Genomic DNA, 19,329 nt, shown 5'->3' on the forward strand with positions numbered 1-19,329 from the left:
GGGGGAGAAGATGCCGGCAGGCAGATGAGGGGCAGCGCCGACATTTCAAATCAATCAGTTGGTGCTGATCGCGGGGCACACCGGTCGGTGCTACTCGCGAACGGCGGCAAACGTCTCAGTTACCAGCGGTGGTATTCGTCTCCCACCCGTTCACCCAGACCTGCCGCAAGCCGTCGCCTTTGCCTTTGAACCACGGCTCGGTCGGGGCATCCTCGATGCGATCGTTGCGGAATTGCAGATCGCCTGGCGGAGTTCACACCAGGCGACGATGTTGGCGGTTTCAGCGTAGGAGTTGAGCGGGGTCGGGCGGATCAGGCGCCTGCAGGCGCGGTCAGGCTTGTCGGCCGAGCTTCTGCTCGTTGAGGATTGCGCGGCGCACCGGCGCCAGGTCGGTCGCTCCGGCCGAGGTGCCGCGAAACCCAGGCATTGCAAGGCTGAAGGCGGCGTGAGCCCGGTCCGAATCCGGAGACCGCCGCCCTTCCATACAGACATGGCCTGCCAGATCAGGCGGCTCCTTGCCTCTCCATCATCGCGCGCCGTGCCGATCGGCGCCACTCGACGGCGCCGGCAAGGCCGTGCAGCACGGTCTCGGTGGTCGCCCAGTCGATGCAGCCATCGGTGATGCTCTGGCCATAGACGAGCGGCTTGCCGGCCACCACATCCTGCCGACCGGCGACGAGATTGCTCTCGATCATGACGCCGATGATGCGCTCGTCGCCTGCCGCCACCTGGCCCGCCACGTCAGCCGCCACTTTGGGCTGGTTCTCGGGCTTCTTGGCTGAGTTGGCGTGGCTGACATCGATCATCAGCCGCGGCGCGACACCAATGCGGGCGAGTTCCGCGGCGGCGGCCGCGACGCTCGCCGCGTCATAATTGGGCTGAACGCCGCCACGCAGGATGACATGGCAGTCCTCATTGCCGGTGGTCGCCGCTATGGCGCTGCGTCCACCCTTGGTCACCGCCATGAAATGATGCGGCTGCGCGGCCGATTTCACCGCCTCGCCGGCGATCTTGAGATTGCCGTCGGTGCCGTTCTTGAAGCCGACCGGGCAGGAGAGGCCCGATGCCAGCTCGCGATGGATCTGGCTCTCGGTCGTGCGCGCGCCGATCGCGCCCCAGGCGACGAGGTCGGCGATGTATTGCGGTATGGTCATGTCGAGGAATTCGGTCGCCGCCGGCAGGCCGAGATTGTTGACGGCCGACAGCACGTTGCGCGCCATGCGCAACCCCTTTTCGATGTTGAAGCTGCCGTCGAGGTCCGGATCGTTGATCAGCCCCTTCCAGCCGACGGTCGTGCGCGGCTTCTCGAAATAGACGCGCATGACGATCTCGAGCCGGTCGGCCAGGGCTTCGCGCAGCGCCGCCAGACGGCTGGCATAGTCAACGGCGGCGACCGGATCGTGGATGGAACAAGGGCCGACGATGACAACAAGTCGATCGTCGGCCCCTGTGAGGATGGAATGGATGGAATTGCGCGCGGTGGCAACGGTACGCGTCGCCGTCAGCGTGCGCGGTATTTCGCGCATCACCTCGTCCGGCGTGCTCAGTGTCCTGATTTCGGTGACCCGAAGGTCATCTGTGGTGGTCAACACGGCTTTCTGCTCCTGGTTGGGAGACCTGCCGGCTGAAACAAAAAAAAGCCGCCAGGTCTGGCGGCTGTTCGGATTTTGATGCTGCAATCTTCAGATCGAGCGCAATCCTCCCGCCGCCAGCGAGCTGCTAAAGTACCAATACGTGGCGGACAGGTTGATCATGCGGGTCATATAGTCGATGCGGGGGTGTTTGTCACGTGGGTGATGAGAGCCAATTCGGAATGGCCGAATCTCGCGATTTCGTCATCCCAGGGCGAAGCAGGAGCGAAGCTCCGTCGCGGAGACCCTGGGATCCATTCCGTGACCTTGGCCGAGGAATGCACCCGAGCAAAATTCTGCGCCGCTGCGCCGCTTCAAAGTAATGGCATGGATCCTCGGGTCTGCGCGCGTCGCTTCGCTCCTTGCTCCGCCCGTGGATGACGAAGTGAGTAGCGATTCATAGCGGCAGGTCACGCGGTTCGTCGTGTTGACGTTCAAGGTCCAAATCGGCACCACGCAGTGGTGATTCCAACAGGAATTCCGCAAGCGTACCCTTTCGCCCGGTCTTTCGAAGCCATTCTTCGGCCGATACTACAAGCACGCTCGGTTTGCTGTTTTCGATGATCGTTTGGGGCGCGTACCGCGCCCGCTCGATAATCTCGGCGAACCGGGCTTTTGCCTCGGCGACAGTCCAGCTGGTATGTTCGGGCGCAGACATCATTCCACCCCCATGATTGTTCGGACTTATGACTATGAGGGAAAGGCAATGCTGCGGCAATAGTTAGGCATGCGGCTCATGGGGCCCCGCACCGTTATGCTGAACCCAGACGGCGTGCAGCGGCTCAATTGCCGTTACTCCCCAACCACGCCGGCTATGTTCTGGTCGTAGTCGACCAGCGAGCCGGTCATGACGCCGGCCTGCGGGCTCAGCATATAGGTGATCAGCCGGGCAAGCTGGGCCGGCTTCACCAACTGGCCCATCGGCTGCGCGGCCTCGGCCTTCTCCAGCCAGTCGTCCGGCGCGTCGTGCCATTTTTTCTGCACGATCGCCTCACCTTCGGTGTCCATCCAGCCGGGCAGCACGGCGTTGCAGCGGATGCGGTTCTTCCGGTAGGAGCTGGCGACATTCTTGGTCAGCGTCATCAGCGCGCCCTTGCTGGTCGAATAGGGCGTCAGGAAGGACTGACCGGCATGCGCCGACATCGACAGCACGTTGACGATCGAGCCCGGCGCCTTGCGTTCCAGCAGATGTGCGACCAGCCCCTGCATGAGGAAGAAGGGTCCCCGCACGTTGGTGTCGAATATCTGGTCGAAAAGCTCCTCTGAAGTCTCGACCAGCGAACCGCGCGCCGATGTGGCGGCGGCGTTGACCAGCGCGTTGATTGTGCCGAAATGCGAAATCGCGGTCGCCACCGCGCGCTTGCAGTCCGCCACTTTCGCAACGTCGGCGCTGATGAAGATGGCGTCGACGCCGGATTTCTTGAGGCTGGCGACGGCCTTGTCGCCCTTCTCCTGCGAGCGGCCGATGAGCGCCAGCGCCCGGCAGCCTTCATCGGCAAGCGCCTCCGCGACGGCGAAGCCAATGCCTTGCGCGCCGCCGGTGACGATGGCGCGTGTTTCTGAATTGCGATCAATTGATCCGCTCATCGTCTTGCTCCTATGATTTTGATTACCAATGGTTTTCCGAGATTCATCGAGGTTCCGATCGGTTTTCCGGTACATTGAAAACTTGGCCTAGGCGTCCTCAACCTCGTCATCCTAGGGCGAAGCAGGAGCGAAGCTCCGTCGCGGAGACCCTAGGTGTTTAGTCCCGGCATTTGATGGACCGGGTCGAGTCTGAACCGTTCGGGCTCTTTTTTCCAGATTTTGCAGATGAACTCATAAGGCGTGAGGCCTTTGAGGGTCTTGAGCCTGCGTGCGAAATTGTAGGCTGAGATGAAGTCGGCGAGGTGTCGGCGCAGCTGATCGTGATCGTCATAGTGGAAGCACTTGACGGTCGCGTCCTTGATGGTTCGGTTCATCCGCTCGACCTGGCCGTTGGTCCAGGGATGGTTGATCTTGGTGAGCCGGTGCTCGATGCCATGGTCGGCGCAGACATCATCGAAGATATGCCGGGGGGCATGGCGGTCGCAGCTTCGGTTGGTGAACTGGATGCCGTTGTCGGTCAAAATGGTGTGGATGGCATAGGGCACGGCCGCGATCAGATCTCGCAGGAACTGGACCATCGTCATCTTGTCCGCCGTCGCGTGTAGCTGCGCATAGGCGAACTTGGACGTCCGGTCGACGGCAACGAAGAGACGCAGCTTGCCCTCGGCGGTCTGCACATCGGCGATATCGATATGGAAATAGCCGATCGGATAGGCCTGAAACTTTTTCTTGGCCGGCTTGTCACCATCCACCTGCGGCAATCGCGAAATACCATGGCGTTGAAGGCAACGATGCAAGGACGAGCGTGTCAGATGCGGGATCGTCGGCTGAAGGGCATAGAGACAATCATCCAGTGGCAGCAGCGTGTGCTTGCGAAAGGCGACGATGGCCGCCTCTTCCTCCACAGACAACACCGTCGACTTCGGGTCCTTGGGGCCTGTCGGAAGATCGGCGGTCGAGGTTCGGTTCTTCCACTTTCGAACCGTCTTCTGATCGATCCCGTAGCGCCTGGCCAGCGCCCTCAGGCTCTCTTGACTATTTTGTATTGCTCGACGGATTGCCTCTGTCGTCGTGGCGCGGCCGTGCAGAACTTGTCCCATAACCCATCCTTCCAGTCGGAAGAAAATATCGCACCATTAAAGCTCGGGATCAAACACCTAGGATCCATACCGTGACCCCGGCCGAAGAACGTGGCGGAGCAGATTTCTGCACCGTTCACATCGCTCCGACGTAACGGCATGGATCCTCGGGTCTGCGCCGCGTCGCTTCGCTCCTTGCTCCGCCCGTGGATGACGACGTGATGGGTGCTCCGGCTAATCGCAAAGCCTTGTAGACTGACAAGCTGATCGCCCCAAAAAATTCGCCTCGCCGAGTCAATCGAGACGGACGGTCTTGCCTGACGTCGCCGATTTCAACGCCGCATCGGCGAGCCTCAAGGCCACAAGCCCATCCGCTCCGCTCGGAGCCGCTTTCTTGCCCGATGTCGCAGCGGTGATGAAGGCTGCAATCTCATTGGCATAGGCGTCGAGATAGCGCGTCATGAAGAAGTCGTGCAGCGGCGGGCGGGTATAGCCCTTGTCGTTGGCCAACTCGATCGACACCGGCCGCTGGTTCTCGGCCGCGACCATGCCCTTCGAACCATGCACCTCGATGCGCTGGTCGTAGCCATAGGTGGCGCGGCGCGAGTTGGAGATGATGGCCTGCTTGCCTGACGCCGTCTCGAGGATGACGCTGACCGAGTCGAAATCGCCGGCCTCGCCGATTTTCTTGTCCACGAGCACCGAGGCGTGGGCGCTGACCGCAACAGGTTCCTCGCCGAGCAGGAAGCGCGCCATGTCGAAATCGTGGATGGTCATATCGCGAAAAATGCCGCCCGAGCGCTTGATGTAATCGATGGGCGGCGCGCCGGGGTCACGCGAGGTGATCGTGACCATCTCGACGGTGCCGATGGCGCCGTCATCGATCGCCTTGCGCACGGCGGCGAAATGCGGATCGAAGCGCCTGTTGAAGCCGACCATCAGCGTCGCCTTGGCCTTGTCCACCACGGCCAGGCACTTTTCCACCCGCTTGACGTCGAGGTCGATCGGTTTTTCGCAGAAGATCGCCTTGCCGGCCTTGGCGAAGCGTTCGATCAGGTCGGCATGGGTATCGGTCGGCGTGCAGATGACGACGGCGTCGATATCGCCGGATTTTTCGATGGCATCGATGGTGCGCACCTCCGCGCCATAGGCGGTCGCCAATTCGGTCGCCGCCTTCTCGAAGGCATCGGCGACGGCAACCAGTTTGGCCTGTGGATTGGAGCCAACCGCGCGGGCGTGGACCTTGCCGATGCGGCCGGCACCGAGGAGGGCGAAGCGGAGAGTCATGGAAATTTCCTCTGGGGGTGGTTCGAAGCAGGGGCGCCTGTCACGGGCGTAGAGTTTGCGGTCCGGATATATCGACGGGGAGGCGATGACCGCCGCCTCCGCGCCCGGCCCTAGGCCGCGAGTTCGGCTTCCCCGGTCTTGGCGCCGGTGATGTAGGAGACGATGTCCTGGCCGTCGGTGTTCTCCTTGCGCAGATTGGCCACGATACGGCCGCGCCGGAACACGACGATGCGGTCGCAAAGGTCGAACACCTGGCGCATATTGTGGCTGATCAGGATCAGCGGCTCGCCATTGTCCTTCAGCGTCCGGATGATGTTTTCGACCTGCGCCGTCTCCTGCACGCCAAGGGCCGCCGTCGGCTCGTCCATGATGATCAGCTTGGAAGCGAAAGTCGCTGTCCTGGCGATCGCCACGCACTGGCGCTGGCCGCCCGACATGTGGCGGATGGTGTTGGAGAGGTTGGGTATTTTCACCGCGGTGCGAACCAGAGCCGCCTCGGTCGCCTTGCGCATATATTTGCGGTCGAGGATCGAGAATGGCCCGAGGTTGAACAGCACCTTCTCGCGGCCGAGGAACAGGTTCGATGGCACGTCGAGGTCGTCGGCCAGCGCCAGGTTCTGGAATACGGTCTCGATGCCCGCCTCGCGTGCCGCGATGGGACCCGTAAAATTCACTTCCTTGCCGTCGAACCAGATCTTGCCGCTGGTGCGCTGTTCGACCGCCGTGATCTGGCGCACGAAGGTCGACTTGCCGGCGCCATTGTCGCCCATGATGGCGACATGTTCGCCCTTGCGCAGCTCGAAGTTCGCGCCCTCGAGCGCATGCACGCCGCCATAGCGCTTGGTCAGGTTTTCGGTCTTCAGGACGATGTCTGACATGGTCAAGCCCTCAATGCACGCATACGTTGGCGCCACTGGTCGAGAACGACCGCTCCGACGATGATCACGCCCTTGACCATCTCCTGATAGTAGGCGTCGAGGCGCAGGAAGGTGAAGCCGGAGATGATGACGCCGAAGATCAGCGATCCGATCACCGTGCCGACGATGGAACCGCGCCCGCCCGACAGCGAAACGCCGCCGATGACCGCCATGGCGATGGCGTCGAGTTCATACATCACGCCCATGCCGGACTGGGCGGTGAGGTTCTTGGAGGAGAGCACCACGGCGGCGAGCGAGGCCAGGATCCCGGCAATGACATAGACCAGGATCTTGTGGTTGGCGATCTTGATGCCGGACATGCGCGCGGCGTCCTCGTTGGAGCCGATGGCGTAACAATGCTTGCCGTATCTCGTGTAGGTCAAGATGAGCTGGAACAGGATCGCCAGCGAGATGAAGATGATGACCGGCATCAAGCCCTTGCCGATTGCCGCGAAACTGTCGGTCGGAAACGAGATCGGCTGGCCCTTGGACCACCATTTGGCAATGCCGCGCGCCGTCACCATCATGCCGAGCGTGGCGATGAAGGGCGGAATGCGCGTGTAGGCGATCAAGGCGCCGTTGACCAGGCCGGCAAGCAGGCCGCAGCCGATCGCCACCAGCACCGGCACGATGACCGGCAGGTCGGTCCAGCCCTCCGCGAGGAACATCGCCTTGGGATTGGGGTTGCCGTTGACGGTCGCCACCTGGGCGAAGCTCATGGCGATCATTGCGGTGGCGCCGACGATCGAGCCCGAGGACAGGTCGATGCCGCCTGTTATGATCACCTGCGTGACGCCGATGGCGATGATGCCGACGATCGACACTTGCAGGATGATGATCTGCAGGCGCGCCTCGTTGAAGATGCCGCTGACGTCGCTGCGCGTGTTGAACAGGAAGCTGTCGCCGAGAAAGATCCGGCCGATCGCCTCGAAGATGACGACGAGAATGACGAGCGCCAGGAAAACGTTGAATTCGGCCGGCCATGTGCGCTTCTTCGCGTCATAGCTGAGCCCGCCGACGCCATGAGATGTCTGTGCCAATCCTCTATCCTCCGTCAGCCACGGCCGTCCTCGCGTCTTTCAGACGCTGAGAAAGAGAGCGGCGCTACCTTTAGCGTGGGAGCGCCGCTCCGTATGTCCGCCGCTCAGTTCTTCTTCAGGAACTTGTCGATGTTGGCCGGTGTAACCAGCTGGAACGGGACGTAGACCTTATGCTCCACCTTCTCGCCCTTGGCGAGCTTCAGCGCCGCGTCCAGCGCGCCAGCGCCCTGGCCGGCAGCGTCCTGGAACACGGTCACGGCAAGGTCGCCCGCCTGCATCGCCACAAGCGCGTCCTGGGTGGCGTCGACGCCGCCGACGATCACGGTTTTCATGTCGATGTTGGCGGCCTTCATCGCCTGGATGGCACCGATGGCGCTTTCGTCGTTGTTGGCGATGACGCCATCGAACTTCTTGCCGGTCGACAGCCAGTTGGTCATCAGGTTCTGGGCCTGGTCGCGATCCCAGTTCGACGTCTGCTTGTCGATGATCTTGATGAAGTTGCACTCCGGGGTGGCGATGACTTCCTCGATGTCCTTGGTACGCTGCACGGCGGCCTGGTTGGAAAGCTCGCCCATGATCACATAGACATTGGCTTCCTTCTTGCCGGCTGCCTTGAACAGGCGGCAGACTTCCTTGGTTTCCAGCGTGCCGGAATCGGCTTCGTTCGAAGCGACGAAGGCCTGGTTGTCCGGCAGCGTGTTCACATTGACCGGCTCGCGATTGACATAGACCAGCGGGACCTTGGCGGCCGCCGCGGCGTCCGACATCGCCTGGGTGGCCGAGGTGTCGACCGGGTTGACGATGATGGCGTCGACGCCCGAGGCGGCGAAGTTCTTGATCTGGTCGAGCTGCTTGGCGACGTCGTTCTGCGCGTCCTCGACCTGCAGCTCGACGCCGCTCATGCCCTTGGCCTGCGCGATCATGCCGTTGCGCAGAACGGTCAGGAAATTGTCGTCGAACTTGGCCATCGATACGCCGATCTTGGCGGCCATGGCGGATGAACTCATCAGCGCCGCGAAGGCGACGCCCAAAAGCAGTTTCTTCATTGTGTTTCTCCTCCACTTTTGGTGTCCGGTTGCACCGATCTATCCGGAATCCCCGATCTCCCGGGGAATCTCTCCCTGATATCGTTTCTTTCCGCAGGGCGTTCCCCTGCACGGGCTGGAACGCCAAACCTCCGTTTGAAACAGATGTTCCGGAACGAAAGAACCAAAATGCGCAGTTGGTGAAATATTTATTCCATTTCGCATCGAGGCGTCAAGGGCGATTCCAAATCCGGACGCGGGATTTTGATGTCGATGCGGGAAAGCCATGTGCCAAGCGGCCGGCCGCGCGACGATGCGGCTCCTATCAGCCGTGATGGATTCTTTCATCCTGCCGGCGGGATGCGCCAGGTGTCGAGGTAATCGCTAGATATTCTCGGGCAGATAGATATCGAACGGCAGGAATGTCTGTCCTGGCGCGTTCGCCGCGCCGGTTTCGATGGCATGCGCCATGAGGTCGAGCAATTCGCGGCAAAGTGCGGCCAGCGGCGTGGAGATAACCATCGTCAGGATCCCGTCGGCCAGGGCCGAACGCGAGACCGCCGTGATCTCGTTGCAGACGACCGCCGGCATCTCGGCCGGCTTTGCCTGCCTCAGTGCCGCGACCGCGCCTTCCATGCCGCCGCCGGCGACGTAGCAGCCGACCAGATCGGGGTGGCGGCCAAGAAGCTCGAGCAGCGTGTCCTGTGTGATCTGGTTGGCCTCGAGATTGACCAGCGTTTCCAGCAGGGTGAAGTCCGGCGCCTGTTCGCGGAAGAAGGAGCGAAAGCCGATCTCGCGCAGTTCATGCCCATGGAAACGGTGGCTGCCGACGAACAGCGCGACCTTGCCCGGCCGCTTCGCCGCCTTCGAGATCATCCAGGCCGCGGTGCGGCCAACCTTGCGGTTGTCGAGGCCGACATAGCCCTCGCGGATACCGGCCGCGAAGTCGGACAGCAATGAAAAGACCGGCAGTCCCCTGGCCTCCATCTCCTCGACCGTTACCGTCAGTGTCGGGTGATCGGGCCCGACCAGGGCGACGGCCCTGCATTTGGCCGCCAGCTTGCGCGTGCGCTCGACGATCTCGTCCGGCGTCAGCGAATTGGCGAAATCGATGACCAAGACGCCGCGGAAGCGCAGCGATTGCGACACCGCGAGTTCGAGCTGCCGCGCGAACTCCGTGTAGAAGACATCATTGCCTCTCAAAAGCAGAAAGCCGAGCCGGTACTCCGGCAGTTCGTGGCGCATCCGCTGCTTGATCAGGCCGGCCGCGTGGTAGCCGATCTCGGTCGCGGTCTCATAGACGCGGCGCGCGGTCTCCTCGCGCACCGGCAGCCGGTTGTTGAGCACGCGGTCCACCGTGGCGACGCTGACGCCGGAGACGCGCGCCAGATCTGATATGGTCGGTCGTTTCGCCATGATCGCCCTCGTTCGATTTCCAACATCGATATATCATTTTGATAGGAAATGATAGAAACTATCTTTGTGATATTGAGTCTATCACGGGTCAGCGGTATTTTTCAGGCTCGAAGCGAGATGGGGTGCCGAAAGGTTGGCACTCGTTCGGGCGAGTGCCCTTGCCCAAGGCAATCATGACCAGGAGGCAATCATGACCGCAACGCCGTCCCGGCGTGACTACAGCCTGATCGGCCGCGACTCCAAGCTCGCCGTGGAAAACGGCTTGTCGGCGGCGGAATGGTATCACACCGATATTCCCCGCAAGCAGATGAAGGAGCTGATGCAGCGCGCCGACGCGCCCGCAATCCGCGACACAGCGATCTGGATTGCCGCGCTGGTCGTCAGCGGCGCCGGCGGCGCCTGGTTCTGGGGCACCTGGTGGTGCGTGCCGTTCTTCTTCGTCTATGGCGTCCTCTACGGCTCATCCACCGATTCGCGCTGGCACGAATGCGGCCACGGCACGGCGTTCCGGACGCAATGGATGAATGATGCGGTCTATCAGATCGCCTGCTTCATGATCATGCGCAATCCGGTGACCTGGCGCTGGAGCCACACGCGTCATCACACCGACACCATCATCGTCGGCCGCGACCCGGAAATCTCGGTCATGCGGCCGCCGGACCTGGTGCGCGCCATTCTCGGCTTCGTTGGCGTGCTCGATGCCTGGCATGCGATGAGCGACATGCTGCGCAACGCCGCCGGCAACATCAGCGCGGCCGAAAAGACTTTCATTCCGGAACAGGAGCAGAAGAAGGCGATCCGCATCGCCCGCATCTGGACCGCGATCTATGCCGCGACCATCGCGCTGGCGCTGTATTTCGGGTCGTTCCTGCCTTTGATGCTGGTCGGCCTGCCGAGGCTCTATGGCGCCTGGCATCACGTGATGGTCGGCCTGCTGCAGCATGGCGGCCTTGCCGACAACGTCACGGACCACAGGCTGAACAGCCGCACCGTCTACATGAACCCGATCAGCCGCTTCATCTACTGGAACATGAACTATCATGTGGAGCATCACATGTTCCCGATGGTGCCTTACCATGCGTTGCCGAAGCTGCATGCGCTGATCAAGCACGACCTGCCGGCGCCGACCCCGTCGATCCTGGCGGGCTATCGCGAGATGATCCCGGTCTTCCTGCGCCAGTTGCGCAATGAGGATTATTTCCTGAAGCGCGAATTGCCGCCGACCGCAAGGCCGTACCGCGAGGAATTCCACAACGATGCCGTCGCCGTCGCGGCGGAGTGATGGTGCGATCGAAATTTGCCGGGAGGACTGAATGAGCGACTGGGTCGAGGCCTGTGCTGCTGATGATATCGATGAAGAGGACGTGATGCGCTTCGATCATGGCGGGCGCACCTTCGCCATCTATCGCAGCCCGGACGACGAATATTTCGCCACCGACGGCCTCTGCACGCATGAGAAGGTGCATCTGGCCGACGGCCTGGTGATGGACGACATCATCGAATGTCCCAAGCACAATGGCCGCTTCAACTACAAGACGGGTGCGGCCAGGGGCGCGCCGGTCTGCGTCAACCTCAGGACCTACCCGGTCAAGGTCGACGCCGGCAAAGTCCTCGTTCAGATCGGGTGACGGACATGGCGCGGGGAATGGTCATCATCGGTGCCGGCGAATGCGGCGGGCGGGCCGCCCTTGGATTGCGCGATCTCGGTTATCACGGGCCGGTGACGCTGGTCGGCGACGAACCGCATCTGCCCTACGAGCGTCCGCCTCTGTCCAAGGATGCGATGGCCAGCGACGCGCCTGCCGTCAAGGCGATCGCCAGCGATGGGATACTGGCCGAAAAGTCGATCCGGCATATCCATTCCGTCCAGGCGGTGGCGACCGATCGCGCGGCGCATACGGTGCGTCTGTCGGACGGTTCGGTCCTGCCTTACGACAAGCTGCTGCTGGCTACCGGCTCGACCCCGCGCAAACTGCCGATGCCCGGTCTCGGCGCGCGCTGCGTCTATCTCAGGACCTTCGCCGACGCGCTGGCCATTCGCGCCCATTTCAGTGCCGGCAACCGCATCGCCATCGTCGGCGGTGGCTTCATCGGCCTTGAACTCGCCGCCGCCGCCCGCAAGCTCGGCGCCACGGTCACTGTCATCGAGGCACAGCCACGCATTCTGATGCGCGGCGTGCCGACCGAGATTGCCGAAATCGTCCACCAGGCGCACATCGCCGAGGACGTCAACATCCTGTGCGGTGACGGCATTGCGGCCATCGCCGATGACGGCAAGGAAGTGCGCGTGTCGCTTGCGGGCGGACGGGAAATCGCAGCCGATCTCGCCATTATCGGCATCGGCGCCGTCCCGGTGACCGGGCTCGCGGCCGAAGCGGACCTGGCCATAGACAACGGCATTGCCGTCGACGCTGAATTGCGCACGAGCGACCCCGACATCTTCGCCGCCGGCGACTGCTGTTCATTCCCGCTCGCCGTCTATGGCGGTCGGCGCGTGCGGTTGGAAGCCTGGCGCAATGCACAGGAACAGGGCGCGCTGGCGGCTAAAAACATGCTGGGTGCCGGCGAGGCGCATGCGGCGGTGCCGTGGTTCTGGTCGGATCAGTATGGCCTGTCCCTGCAGATCGCCGGTCTGGCGGACGAAGGCCGTTCTGTCGTCCGCCGCGATCTCGGCGACGGCGCCTTCATCCTCTTCCATTTGGCGCAGGACGGCAGGCTGGTGGCGGCCAGCGGCATCGGCCCCGGCAATGCGGTCGCCCGCGACATCAGGCTGGCCGAAATGCTGATCGGCAAGCAGGCCAAGCCCGCGCCGGAGGCATTGGGATCGCAGGCCGTCAAGCTGAAGTCGTTGCTGGCGGCGTAGGGGCGCAGGGCTAATTGTGGAAGTCGGCGCCGCCCCTCATTGCCCTGCCGGGCATTTCTGCCCGAATAGTGACGGGGAGAAAGTAGCTGGCCGCAACCTCTCGGCGCCTCTTGCAACGCTGATGATTGGCGAAACCGGCAATGACAGTGCCCTTCTCCCCGTCACTATACGGGGAGAAGATGCCGGCAGGCAGATGAGGGGCGGCGTAAACGCTGGAAGCCGCGCGACACCGATCCCCCCGCAGCACTGAACTTCACTGGACTCTAAAACAGCGCCTTCAGCTCGTCCAATTTGTCGTTGACCAGCCAGCCATAATAATTCTCTTCCGGCAGCTTTTCCGGCTCGCCCGCGGCGCGGCGCTTGTCGTTTTCCGCCTTCAGCGCATAGGCGCGCTGCTCCGGATTGCCGACATTGTAGAGCGTGGCGGTCAGCCCCGGATTGCCCGAAATGTCGAAGCCGGCAATGCTCTTGTAGGCATCGATCGATTTCTTGATCGTCGCGGCGACATAAGGCAGCGTCAGGTCCGGATCCATGATGGTCTTGTAGACCGAGTTGGGATCGCCGACGTCGAGCTTCGGCAGGCCCGACACCTTGTGCACGAGATCGCTCATCTGCAAGGCGGTCAGCGGATTGAGTTGGCCGAGGCCGAAGGTCTGGCCAGCATAGTAGGGCTGGAAGAAAGTGGCGCCGAAGCGGTTGTCGGGGAAATCCTCGCCGCCGACGGTCTTGCCGCGAAACGAATGGTTCCAGACCTGTTCACGGCATTCCCACAGATCGTAGCTGTCCGAGATTGCACCGCATTTTTTGAATTCCGGCCGCTGTACGAAATCGCTGACATCCTCGCCGTCATAAGCGAAGGACAGTTTGCTGGAGAGATAGGAGATCGCCTTGACGTAGTAGGTCTGCAGCCGGTCGTAGGCGTCGACATTATAGGTGTGCTCGCCGACGATGGCGCCGACAATATGCATAGGATCGATGCCATAGGCGCTTGCTGCCTTCTTGATCTTGCCGCGCAGATCGGCGTCGTTCTGCAGCAGCGCATAGACCTTGCGATACTTCGCCTGGAAGGTGGTGTTGGTCGCTTGCGTGCGCCGGCTGGAGGCGCCGGGAATATCGGGCTGCTCGGCATTTCGGTTTCCCGGCGGCACCAGCGTCGCCGCGTCGGCGGCGAAAAGCGTCGCCGCCAGCGTCAAGCCGAGAATGAACAGGACCAATTTTTTCATGCGCCGCCGCCTACAGGTATTGCCGCGCAAACTAGGGTATCGCTCTTGGTCGAGTCGAGAGCGCCCCTTCGGTCGGCGAGACGAAAGGTGGCCAGATGGTACCATCTGGCCACACATTGATTCTTGCCGGAAACGGTGCCGAAGCATCGGTCAAAGTTGTTGGAGCGCCCTTTGCGCGTCCAGAGGACGCGCAGCGCTCCAATCCCGGCGCCGGAACATTCCGGCGCTGGCGTTTAAAGGATGAATCGCGACAAATCTGTGTTTCGCGACAGGTCGCCCACATGCTTCTCGACGTAGGCGGCATCGATGGTGACGGCCGTGCCGTGGCGGTCCGGCGCGTCGTAGGAAATGTCGTCCAGCACCCGCTCCATCACCGTCTGCAGCCGCCTAGCACCGATATTCTCGATGCTGGCGTTGAGGTCGACAGCCACACCGGCAAGCGAATCGATGGCGTCGTCGGTGAAGGTCAGGTCGACACCCTCGGTCTTCATCAACGCGATATACTGCTTGATCAGGCTGGCCTCGGTCTCGGTCAGGATACGGACGAAATCCTCCTTCTCCAGCGCGCGCAATTCGACGCGGATCGGCAGGCGGCCCTGCAGTTCCGGCAAAAGGTCGGACGGCTTCGAGACGTGGAACGCACCCGATGCGATGAACAGGATATGATCGGTCTTCACCGGTCCATACTTGGTCGCCACCGTCGTGCCTTCGACCAGCGGCAGCAGATCACGTTGCACGCCTTCGCGGGAAGGGCCACCGGAAATGTCGGATCTAGCCGCGATCTTGTCGATCTCGTCGAGGAAGACGATGCCATCGTTTTCCGTCGCATCGAGCGCCCGGCGCACCACCTCGTCCTGGTCGAGCAGCTTGTCGGACTCGTCACTGACCAGCAGGTCGTAGGATTCCTTAACCATCGTCTTGCGCAGCTTGGTCTTCTTGCCGCCCATCGCCTTCGACAGCATGTCGTTGATGTTGAGCACGCCGATATTGGCGCCCGGCATGCCGGGGATCTCGAAGCCGGGCATGCCGCCATTGCCGGTGTCCGCCACTTCGATCTCGATTTCCTTGTCGTCGAGCTCGCCTTCGCGCAGCTTCTTGCGGAAGGAGTCACGCGTCGCCGGGCTCGCTGTCTTGCCGACCAGCGCCTCCAGCACGCGTTCCTCGGCGTTGATGTGGGCACGCGCCTTGACGTCCTCGCGCATCTTCTCGCGCACCAGGCCGATGGCGATCTCGACAAGGTCGCGCACGATCTGCTCGACATCCCGGCCGACATAGCCGACCTCGGTGAACTTGGTCGCCTCGACCTTGACGAAGGGCGCCCCGGCCAACCGCGCCAGGCGGCGCGAGATTTCGGTCTTGCCGACGCCGGTCGGCCCGATCATCAGAATGTTCTTGGGCATCACCTCTTCGCGCATCTGCCCTTCCAACTGCTGGCGGCGCCAGCGGTTGCGGAGCGCAATGGCCACGGCGCGCTTGGCGTCCTTCTGGCCGATGATGAAGCGGTCGAGTTCCGAAACGATTTCGCGGGGAGAAAATGTGCTCATGTCACTAAATTCCACTTTGCCACTGCTTGATGGCCTCGAACGGATGCAGCAGCATGATCACGTTGAGTGTCAGGTTGTCGCGGATGAGGTAGCCGGTACTTAATTCAAAGAGGATGGCGAGGCTGACGATCACCCATATAGGTAGCCTTCGCGCCATGACAAATCCCAGCACCATGGCCAGTGTGTCGGACACCGAATTGATGATGCTGTCGCCGTAATAGTCGAGCGATATGGTGCCGGCGCGGTAGCGCTCGATGATGAAAGGGCTGTTCTCCAGCAACTCCCAGCCGCCTTCGATCAGGACGGCGAATGCCAGCCGCAAGCCGATCGGCGAGCCCGGGAACAGGAGCCGTGCCAGCGCGTAGAACAGGAAGCCGTGGATGATATGCGAGAAGGTGTACCAGTCCGAAATATGCTGGGAATTCTCGGAACTGTTCACCACGCCATGCCACAGTTTCACATAGCCGCAGGTGCAGATCTGCGGATGGCCCATCAGGTAGAGCGTGACGGCCTGGACGGCAATCAGGCCGGCGACGATCAGCAGGCCCATCCGCCAGCTGTTTTCATAGGCCGAAAGACTCTTGTCCTCGTCGGAAATGATCATGCCCTACTGCCCCTCTTCAGCGTCGATCGCCATCAGCACGACGTCGCCATATTCGGATCGCCTGCGGTCGATAGGCCTGAATCCGGCCTTTTCATAGGCGCGGATGGCCCGGATATTGGCCGGATCGGGGTCGATGATGACGCGCGGCACGCCTTCCTCGAACAACGCCTCGATGAACTGACGCACGATGGCCGAGCCGTGGCCGATGCCGACCAGTTCCGGCGGGCCGATCGAAAGGTCGATGCCCAGCGTGCCGAACGGCTGGTCGGCATAGGGATGGTCGTCTTCCATATGCGGATCGTAGCTCTGCAGATAGGCGATCGGCTTGTCGTCGAGCTCGACGATCAGCGGTTCGACGGAAATCGAATCGATATGATCGCGGATCTCGGCGAGTTCGGTCTCCGGATCGTCCCACCACTCCGCGACATGCGGTTCGGCCAGCCAGCCGGCGATCATCGGCAGGTCCTTCTTGGTCACCGGCCGAAAATCATAGCCATGGTCTTGTTTGATCATGATCTTGTCCGAAAACCGGTTGCCACTTTTCGCTTACGTGGTCCTGCGGTTCGGGGATCATGGCCCGCCTTCTTAGGCGGCGTCGAGCGTTTCGACAACGAAATTGTTGTTGGTGTAGACGCAGATGTCGGAGGCGATCTGCATCGCCTTGCGGGCGATCTCCTCGGGGTCCTTGTCGGTGTCCATCAGGGCGCGTGCAGCCGCCAACGCGTAGTTGCCGCCCGAACCGATTGCCATGACGCCAAATTCGGGCTCCAGCACGTCGCCCGTGCCGGTCAGCGCCAGCGAGACCGACTTGTCGGCCACCAGCATCATCGCCTCCAGCCGGCGCAGATAGCGGTCGGTGCGCCAGTCCTTGGCGAGCTCGACGCAGGCGCGCGTCAGCTGGTCGGGATATTGTTCAAGTTTGGCTTCCAGCCGTTCCAGAAGCGTGAAGGCATCGGCCGTGGCGCCTGCGAAACCGGCAATCACATTGCCGCCCTTGCCAATGCGGCGCACCTTGCGGGCATTGCCCTTCATGATGGTCTGGCCGAGGCTGACCTGGCCGTCGCCGGCGATCACCACCTTGTTGCCCTTGCGCACCGTCACGATGGTCGTGGCGTGCATGGTCAGATTATCAGACATGTCCTGGCTCCGATTCGCGCGATCCCAAAAAGGCGATTGGCGCGGTACGAGTAACTTTGATCGGCCATATGTATGCATAGGGCGAACGATTGCAAATCGCCTCTCCGGCAGGGCCGATACCTCTACGCAAGGCAACTGGCAATCGCCGGATCATGCTGGTAGAAGGCTTTCGTTTTCAAGCCCGCGAGCGCTTGAGGCCCGTGAACCGGTCACGATGTGCACCGCTGGGACAAGGATAGAGTGATGGCACCCCGATCCGCCGAAGCAAGCCGCAAGACCAGGGAAACCGACATCTCCGTGTCGGTCCATGTCGACGGTTCGGGCAAGGCGGACATTGCGACGGGCGTCGGCTTCTTCGACCACATGCTGGACCAGCTCTCGCGCCATTCCCTGATCGACATGACTGTCAGGACGAAGGGCGACCTGCACATCGACGATCACCACACGGTCGAGGATACCGGCATCGCGCTCGGCCAGGCCTTGACCAAGGCGCTGGGCGAGCGGCGCGGCATCATGCGCTATGCCTCGATCGACCTTGCCATGGACGAAACGCTGACGCGCGCGGCGATCGACGTGTCCGGCCGTCCGTTCCTGGTCTGGAATGTGTCGTTCTCGTCGCCGAAGATCGGCACCTTCGACACCGAACTGGTGCGGGAATTCTTCCAGGCGCTGGCGCAGAATGCAGGCGTCACGCTGCATGTCACCAATCATTATGGCGCCAACAACCACCATATCGCCGAGACCTGTTTCAAGGCGGTGGCGCGTGCGTTGCGCGCGGCACTGGAGCGCGACCCGCGCCAGCCGGACGCGGTTCCCTCCACCAAGGGATCTTTGAAGGGATAGCCTCATGGCCACCTATGTCGTGATGGAACCGCCCAGCCGCGGCGAAAAGGTCGACACAACGGCCTTCATCCGCGATGGCTTCACCTGGCTCGGTCTCCTGGTGCCACCGCTGTGGTTTGCCTGGAACCGGCTGTGGATCGAAGCGACGCTCACTTTCGTCGTCATGGCTGTGCTTTCGATGCTTGGCCAAGGACTTGGCCTTGGATGGGCCGGCTCGCTGCTGTCGCTGCTCGTCTCGCTCTATGTCGGCCTGGAGGGGCAGGAACTGCGCATTGCGGCACTCCGCCGGCGCGGCTGGCACGAATGGGGCGTCGTTGAGGCCGGCTGGTTGGACGACGCCGACACGCGTTATGCGCTGGAGGTCGAGAAGCATCCGGAGGAAGCACCACCAGCACCGCGAATGATTCCGGATGCCGCCCTGGCGCGCCCGGCGCAGCCCGGGATGGCACTGGGGCTGACCCATATTCCGGGACGGCGCTGACATGCGCGTTGCGATCATCGATTATGGTTCGGGCAATCTGCGCTCGGCCACCAAGGCCTTCGAGCGTGCCGCGCGTGAAGCTGGCATTGCGACTGAGATCGGCCTGACGGCCGATGCCGAACGGGTGCGCAGCGCCGACCGCATCGTCCTGCCCGGCGTCGGCGCCTATGCCGACTGCGCGGCTGGCTTGCGTGCTGTCCCCGGCATGTGGGAAGCGGTGGAAGAGGTGGCGATTGCCAAGGGGCGGCCGTTCCTTGGCATCTGCGTCGGCATGCAATTGATGTCGGAGCGCGGCCTGGAAAAGACCGTGACGAACGGCTTTGGCTGGATATCGGGCGATGTCAAGGAAATCACGCCGGCCGATCCGGCGCTGAAGATCCCGCAGATCGGCTGGAACACGATCGAACTCACGCGCCAGCATCCGCTGTTTGCCGGCATTCCAACAGGGCCGCACGGGCTGCATGCCTATTTCGTCCATTCCTATCATCTCGATGCACAAAAGCCGGACGAAGTGCTGGCTGTGGCCGACTATGGTGGCCCGGTGACAGCGACAGTCGCCCGCGACAATCTCGTCGGCACGCAGTTCCATCCTGAAAAGAGCCAGGCGCTCGGCCTGGCGCTGATCGCCAATTTCCTGCGCTGGAGGCCCTAG

20 protein-coding genes are annotated in these 19,329 nt (G+C 62.2%); 6 read left to right on the forward strand and 14 right to left on the reverse strand.

Annotation, left to right across the window (positions count from 1 at the left end; genetic code table 11):
* Positions 1 to 503 precede the first annotated feature (503 nt).
* From FJW03_RS25810 to FJW03_RS25850, 9 genes are all read right to left on the reverse strand, one after another.
* A complete protein-coding gene (locus FJW03_RS25810; RefSeq protein WP_140690913.1) occupies positions 504 to 1,592 on the reverse strand; it encodes a 3-deoxy-7-phosphoheptulonate synthase in 1,089 nt (362 codons plus the stop codon).
* Positions 1,593 to 2,028: 436 nt separating this feature from the next.
* Positions 2,029 to 2,292, reverse strand: coding sequence for a type II toxin-antitoxin system prevent-host-death family antitoxin (locus tag FJW03_RS25815; protein WP_140766688.1), 264 nt, complete (start codon positions 2,290 to 2,292; stop codon positions 2,029 to 2,031).
* Between the two features lie 131 nt (positions 2,293 to 2,423).
* Complete coding sequence (locus tag FJW03_RS25820) at positions 2,424 to 3,218, reverse strand: SDR family oxidoreductase (protein WP_140766689.1); 795 nt, start codon at positions 3,216 to 3,218, stop codon at positions 2,424 to 2,426.
* Positions 3,219 to 3,367: 149 nt separating this feature from the next.
* On the reverse strand, positions 3,368 to 4,318 hold the full coding sequence (locus FJW03_RS25825; protein WP_140613602.1) for an IS481 family transposase: 951 nt from the start codon (positions 4,316 to 4,318) through the stop codon (positions 3,368 to 3,370).
* A 273-nt stretch (positions 4,319 to 4,591) separates the two neighbouring features.
* A complete protein-coding gene (gene iolG, locus FJW03_RS25830; protein WP_140767454.1) occupies positions 4,592 to 5,584 on the reverse strand; it encodes an inositol 2-dehydrogenase in 993 nt (330 codons plus the stop codon).
* Between the two features lie 110 nt (positions 5,585 to 5,694).
* Positions 5,695 to 6,462: an ATP-binding cassette domain-containing protein gene (locus FJW03_RS25835; protein ID WP_140767453.1), complete on the reverse strand. Its 768-nt coding sequence runs from the start codon at positions 6,460 to 6,462 to the stop codon at positions 5,695 to 5,697.
* A 2-nt stretch (positions 6,463 to 6,464) separates the two neighbouring features.
* Entirely contained in the window at positions 6,465 to 7,541 is a 1,077-nt protein-coding gene (locus FJW03_RS25840; protein ID WP_140606626.1) for an ABC transporter permease, read from the reverse strand.
* Positions 7,542 to 7,645: 104 nt separating this feature from the next.
* Entirely contained in the window at positions 7,646 to 8,587 is a 942-nt protein-coding gene (locus FJW03_RS25845; protein ID WP_140748570.1) for a sugar ABC transporter substrate-binding protein, read from the reverse strand.
* Between the two features lie 363 nt (positions 8,588 to 8,950).
* Positions 8,951 to 9,982: a LacI family DNA-binding transcriptional regulator gene (locus tag FJW03_RS25850; protein ID WP_140767452.1), complete on the reverse strand. Its 1,032-nt coding sequence runs from the start codon at positions 9,980 to 9,982 to the stop codon at positions 8,951 to 8,953.
* A 190-nt stretch (positions 9,983 to 10,172) separates the two neighbouring features.
* Here FJW03_RS25850 and FJW03_RS25855 point away from each other — a divergent pair, with 190 nt between their 5' ends.
* Genes FJW03_RS25855 through FJW03_RS25865 form a run of 3 tightly spaced genes read left to right on the forward strand, consistent with a single transcriptional unit; the run spans position 10,173 to position 12,845 of the window.
* Complete coding sequence (locus tag FJW03_RS25855) at positions 10,173 to 11,264, forward strand: fatty acid desaturase family protein (protein ID WP_140767451.1); 1,092 nt, start codon at positions 10,173 to 10,175, stop codon at positions 11,262 to 11,264.
* Positions 11,265 to 11,295: 31 nt separating this feature from the next.
* Positions 11,296 to 11,610 (forward strand): MocE family 2Fe-2S type ferredoxin, encoded by a 315-nt coding sequence (locus tag FJW03_RS25860; protein WP_140606630.1) that lies wholly within the window; start codon positions 11,296 to 11,298, stop codon positions 11,608 to 11,610.
* Between the two features lie 5 nt (positions 11,611 to 11,615).
* Entirely contained in the window at positions 11,616 to 12,845 is a 1,230-nt protein-coding gene (locus tag FJW03_RS25865) for an NAD(P)/FAD-dependent oxidoreductase (RefSeq protein ID WP_140767450.1), read from the forward strand.
* Between the two features lie 263 nt (positions 12,846 to 13,108).
* Here the strand turns inward: FJW03_RS25865 and FJW03_RS25870 are convergent, their stop codons facing one another.
* From FJW03_RS25870 to hslV, 5 genes are all read right to left on the reverse strand, one after another.
* Positions 13,109 to 14,068, reverse strand: coding sequence for a DUF1402 family protein (locus FJW03_RS25870; protein WP_226890469.1), 960 nt, complete (start codon positions 14,066 to 14,068; stop codon positions 13,109 to 13,111).
* Between the two features lie 233 nt (positions 14,069 to 14,301).
* Positions 14,302 to 15,612: an ATP-dependent protease ATPase subunit HslU gene (gene hslU, locus FJW03_RS25875; RefSeq protein WP_140766872.1), complete on the reverse strand. Its 1,311-nt coding sequence runs from the start codon at positions 15,610 to 15,612 to the stop codon at positions 14,302 to 14,304.
* A gap of 4 nt (positions 15,613 to 15,616) precedes the next feature.
* Positions 15,617 to 16,216 carry a DUF2585 domain-containing protein gene (locus tag FJW03_RS25880; RefSeq protein WP_140766871.1) on the reverse strand — a complete coding sequence of 200 codons (600 nt, stop codon included), beginning with the start codon at positions 16,214 to 16,216 and terminating at the stop codon, positions 15,617 to 15,619.
* A 3-nt stretch (positions 16,217 to 16,219) separates the two neighbouring features.
* Entirely contained in the window at positions 16,220 to 16,729 is a 510-nt protein-coding gene (locus FJW03_RS25885) for a GNAT family N-acetyltransferase (protein WP_140766870.1), read from the reverse strand.
* A 72-nt stretch (positions 16,730 to 16,801) separates the two neighbouring features.
* Entirely contained in the window at positions 16,802 to 17,353 is a 552-nt protein-coding gene (hslV, locus tag FJW03_RS25890; RefSeq protein WP_140766869.1) for an ATP-dependent protease subunit HslV, read from the reverse strand.
* A gap of 243 nt (positions 17,354 to 17,596) precedes the next feature.
* Here hslV and hisB point away from each other — a divergent pair, with 243 nt between their 5' ends.
* Genes hisB through hisH form a run of 3 tightly spaced genes read left to right on the forward strand, consistent with a single transcriptional unit; the run spans position 17,597 to position 19,329 of the window.
* Positions 17,597 to 18,196, forward strand: coding sequence for an imidazoleglycerol-phosphate dehydratase HisB (gene hisB, locus FJW03_RS25895; RefSeq protein ID WP_140766868.1), 600 nt, complete (start codon positions 17,597 to 17,599; stop codon positions 18,194 to 18,196).
* Between the two features lie 4 nt (positions 18,197 to 18,200).
* Positions 18,201 to 18,677 carry a DUF2628 domain-containing protein gene (locus FJW03_RS25900; RefSeq protein ID WP_140766867.1) on the forward strand — a complete coding sequence of 159 codons (477 nt, stop codon included), beginning with the start codon at positions 18,201 to 18,203 and terminating at the stop codon, positions 18,675 to 18,677.
* A gap of 1 nt (position 18,678) precedes the next feature.
* The gene (gene hisH, locus FJW03_RS25905) at positions 18,679 to 19,329 is read left to right on the forward strand and encodes an imidazole glycerol phosphate synthase subunit HisH (RefSeq protein WP_140690891.1); all 651 of its coding nucleotides are present in this window, start codon (positions 18,679 to 18,681) and stop codon (positions 19,327 to 19,329) included.

The organism is Mesorhizobium sp. B4-1-4 (assembly GCF_006439395.2).
GTDB lineage: Bacteria > Pseudomonadota > Alphaproteobacteria > Rhizobiales > Rhizobiaceae > Mesorhizobium.

Coding starts and splice junctions, on each gene's coding strand:
- FJW03_RS25900 (WP_140766867.1), top strand. CDS start 18,201: ATGGCCACCTATGTCGTGATGGAACCGCCCAGCCGCGGCGAAAAGGTC.
- FJW03_RS25825 (WP_140613602.1), bottom strand. CDS start 4,318: ATGGGACAAGTTCTGCACGGCCGCGCCACGACGACAGAGGCAATCCGT.
- FJW03_RS25855 (WP_140767451.1), top strand. CDS start 10,173: ATGACCGCAACGCCGTCCCGGCGTGACTACAGCCTGATCGGCCGCGAC.
- FJW03_RS25865 (WP_140767450.1), top strand. CDS start 11,616: ATGGCGCGGGGAATGGTCATCATCGGTGCCGGCGAATGCGGCGGGCGG.
- FJW03_RS25835 (WP_140767453.1), bottom strand. CDS start 6,462: ATGTCAGACATCGTCCTGAAGACCGAAAACCTGACCAAGCGCTATGGC.
- FJW03_RS25820 (WP_140766689.1), bottom strand. CDS start 3,218: ATGAGCGGATCAATTGATCGCAATTCAGAAACACGCGCCATCGTCACC.
- hslV (WP_140766869.1), bottom strand. CDS start 17,353: ATGTCTGATAATCTGACCATGCACGCCACGACCATCGTGACGGTGCGC.
- FJW03_RS25880 (WP_140766871.1), bottom strand. CDS start 16,216: ATGATCATTTCCGACGAGGACAAGAGTCTTTCGGCCTATGAAAACAGC.
- FJW03_RS25815 (WP_140766688.1), bottom strand. CDS start 2,292: ATGATGTCTGCGCCCGAACATACCAGCTGGACTGTCGCCGAGGCAAAA.
- hisB (WP_140766868.1), top strand. CDS start 17,597: ATGGCACCCCGATCCGCCGAAGCAAGCCGCAAGACCAGGGAAACCGAC.
- hisH (WP_140690891.1), top strand. CDS start 18,679: ATGCGCGTTGCGATCATCGATTATGGTTCGGGCAATCTGCGCTCGGCC.
- FJW03_RS25845 (WP_140748570.1), bottom strand. CDS start 8,587: ATGAAGAAACTGCTTTTGGGCGTCGCCTTCGCGGCGCTGATGAGTTCA.
- FJW03_RS25885 (WP_140766870.1), bottom strand. CDS start 16,729: ATGATCAAACAAGACCATGGCTATGATTTTCGGCCGGTGACCAAGAAG.
- FJW03_RS25850 (WP_140767452.1), bottom strand. CDS start 9,982: ATGGCGAAACGACCGACCATATCAGATCTGGCGCGCGTCTCCGGCGTC.
- FJW03_RS25870 (WP_226890469.1), bottom strand. CDS start 14,068: ATGAAAAAATTGGTCCTGTTCATTCTCGGCTTGACGCTGGCGGCGACG.
- hslU (WP_140766872.1), bottom strand. CDS start 15,612: ATGAGCACATTTTCTCCCCGCGAAATCGTTTCGGAACTCGACCGCTTC.
- iolG (WP_140767454.1), bottom strand. CDS start 5,584: ATGACTCTCCGCTTCGCCCTCCTCGGTGCCGGCCGCATCGGCAAGGTC.
- FJW03_RS25860 (WP_140606630.1), top strand. CDS start 11,296: ATGAGCGACTGGGTCGAGGCCTGTGCTGCTGATGATATCGATGAAGAG.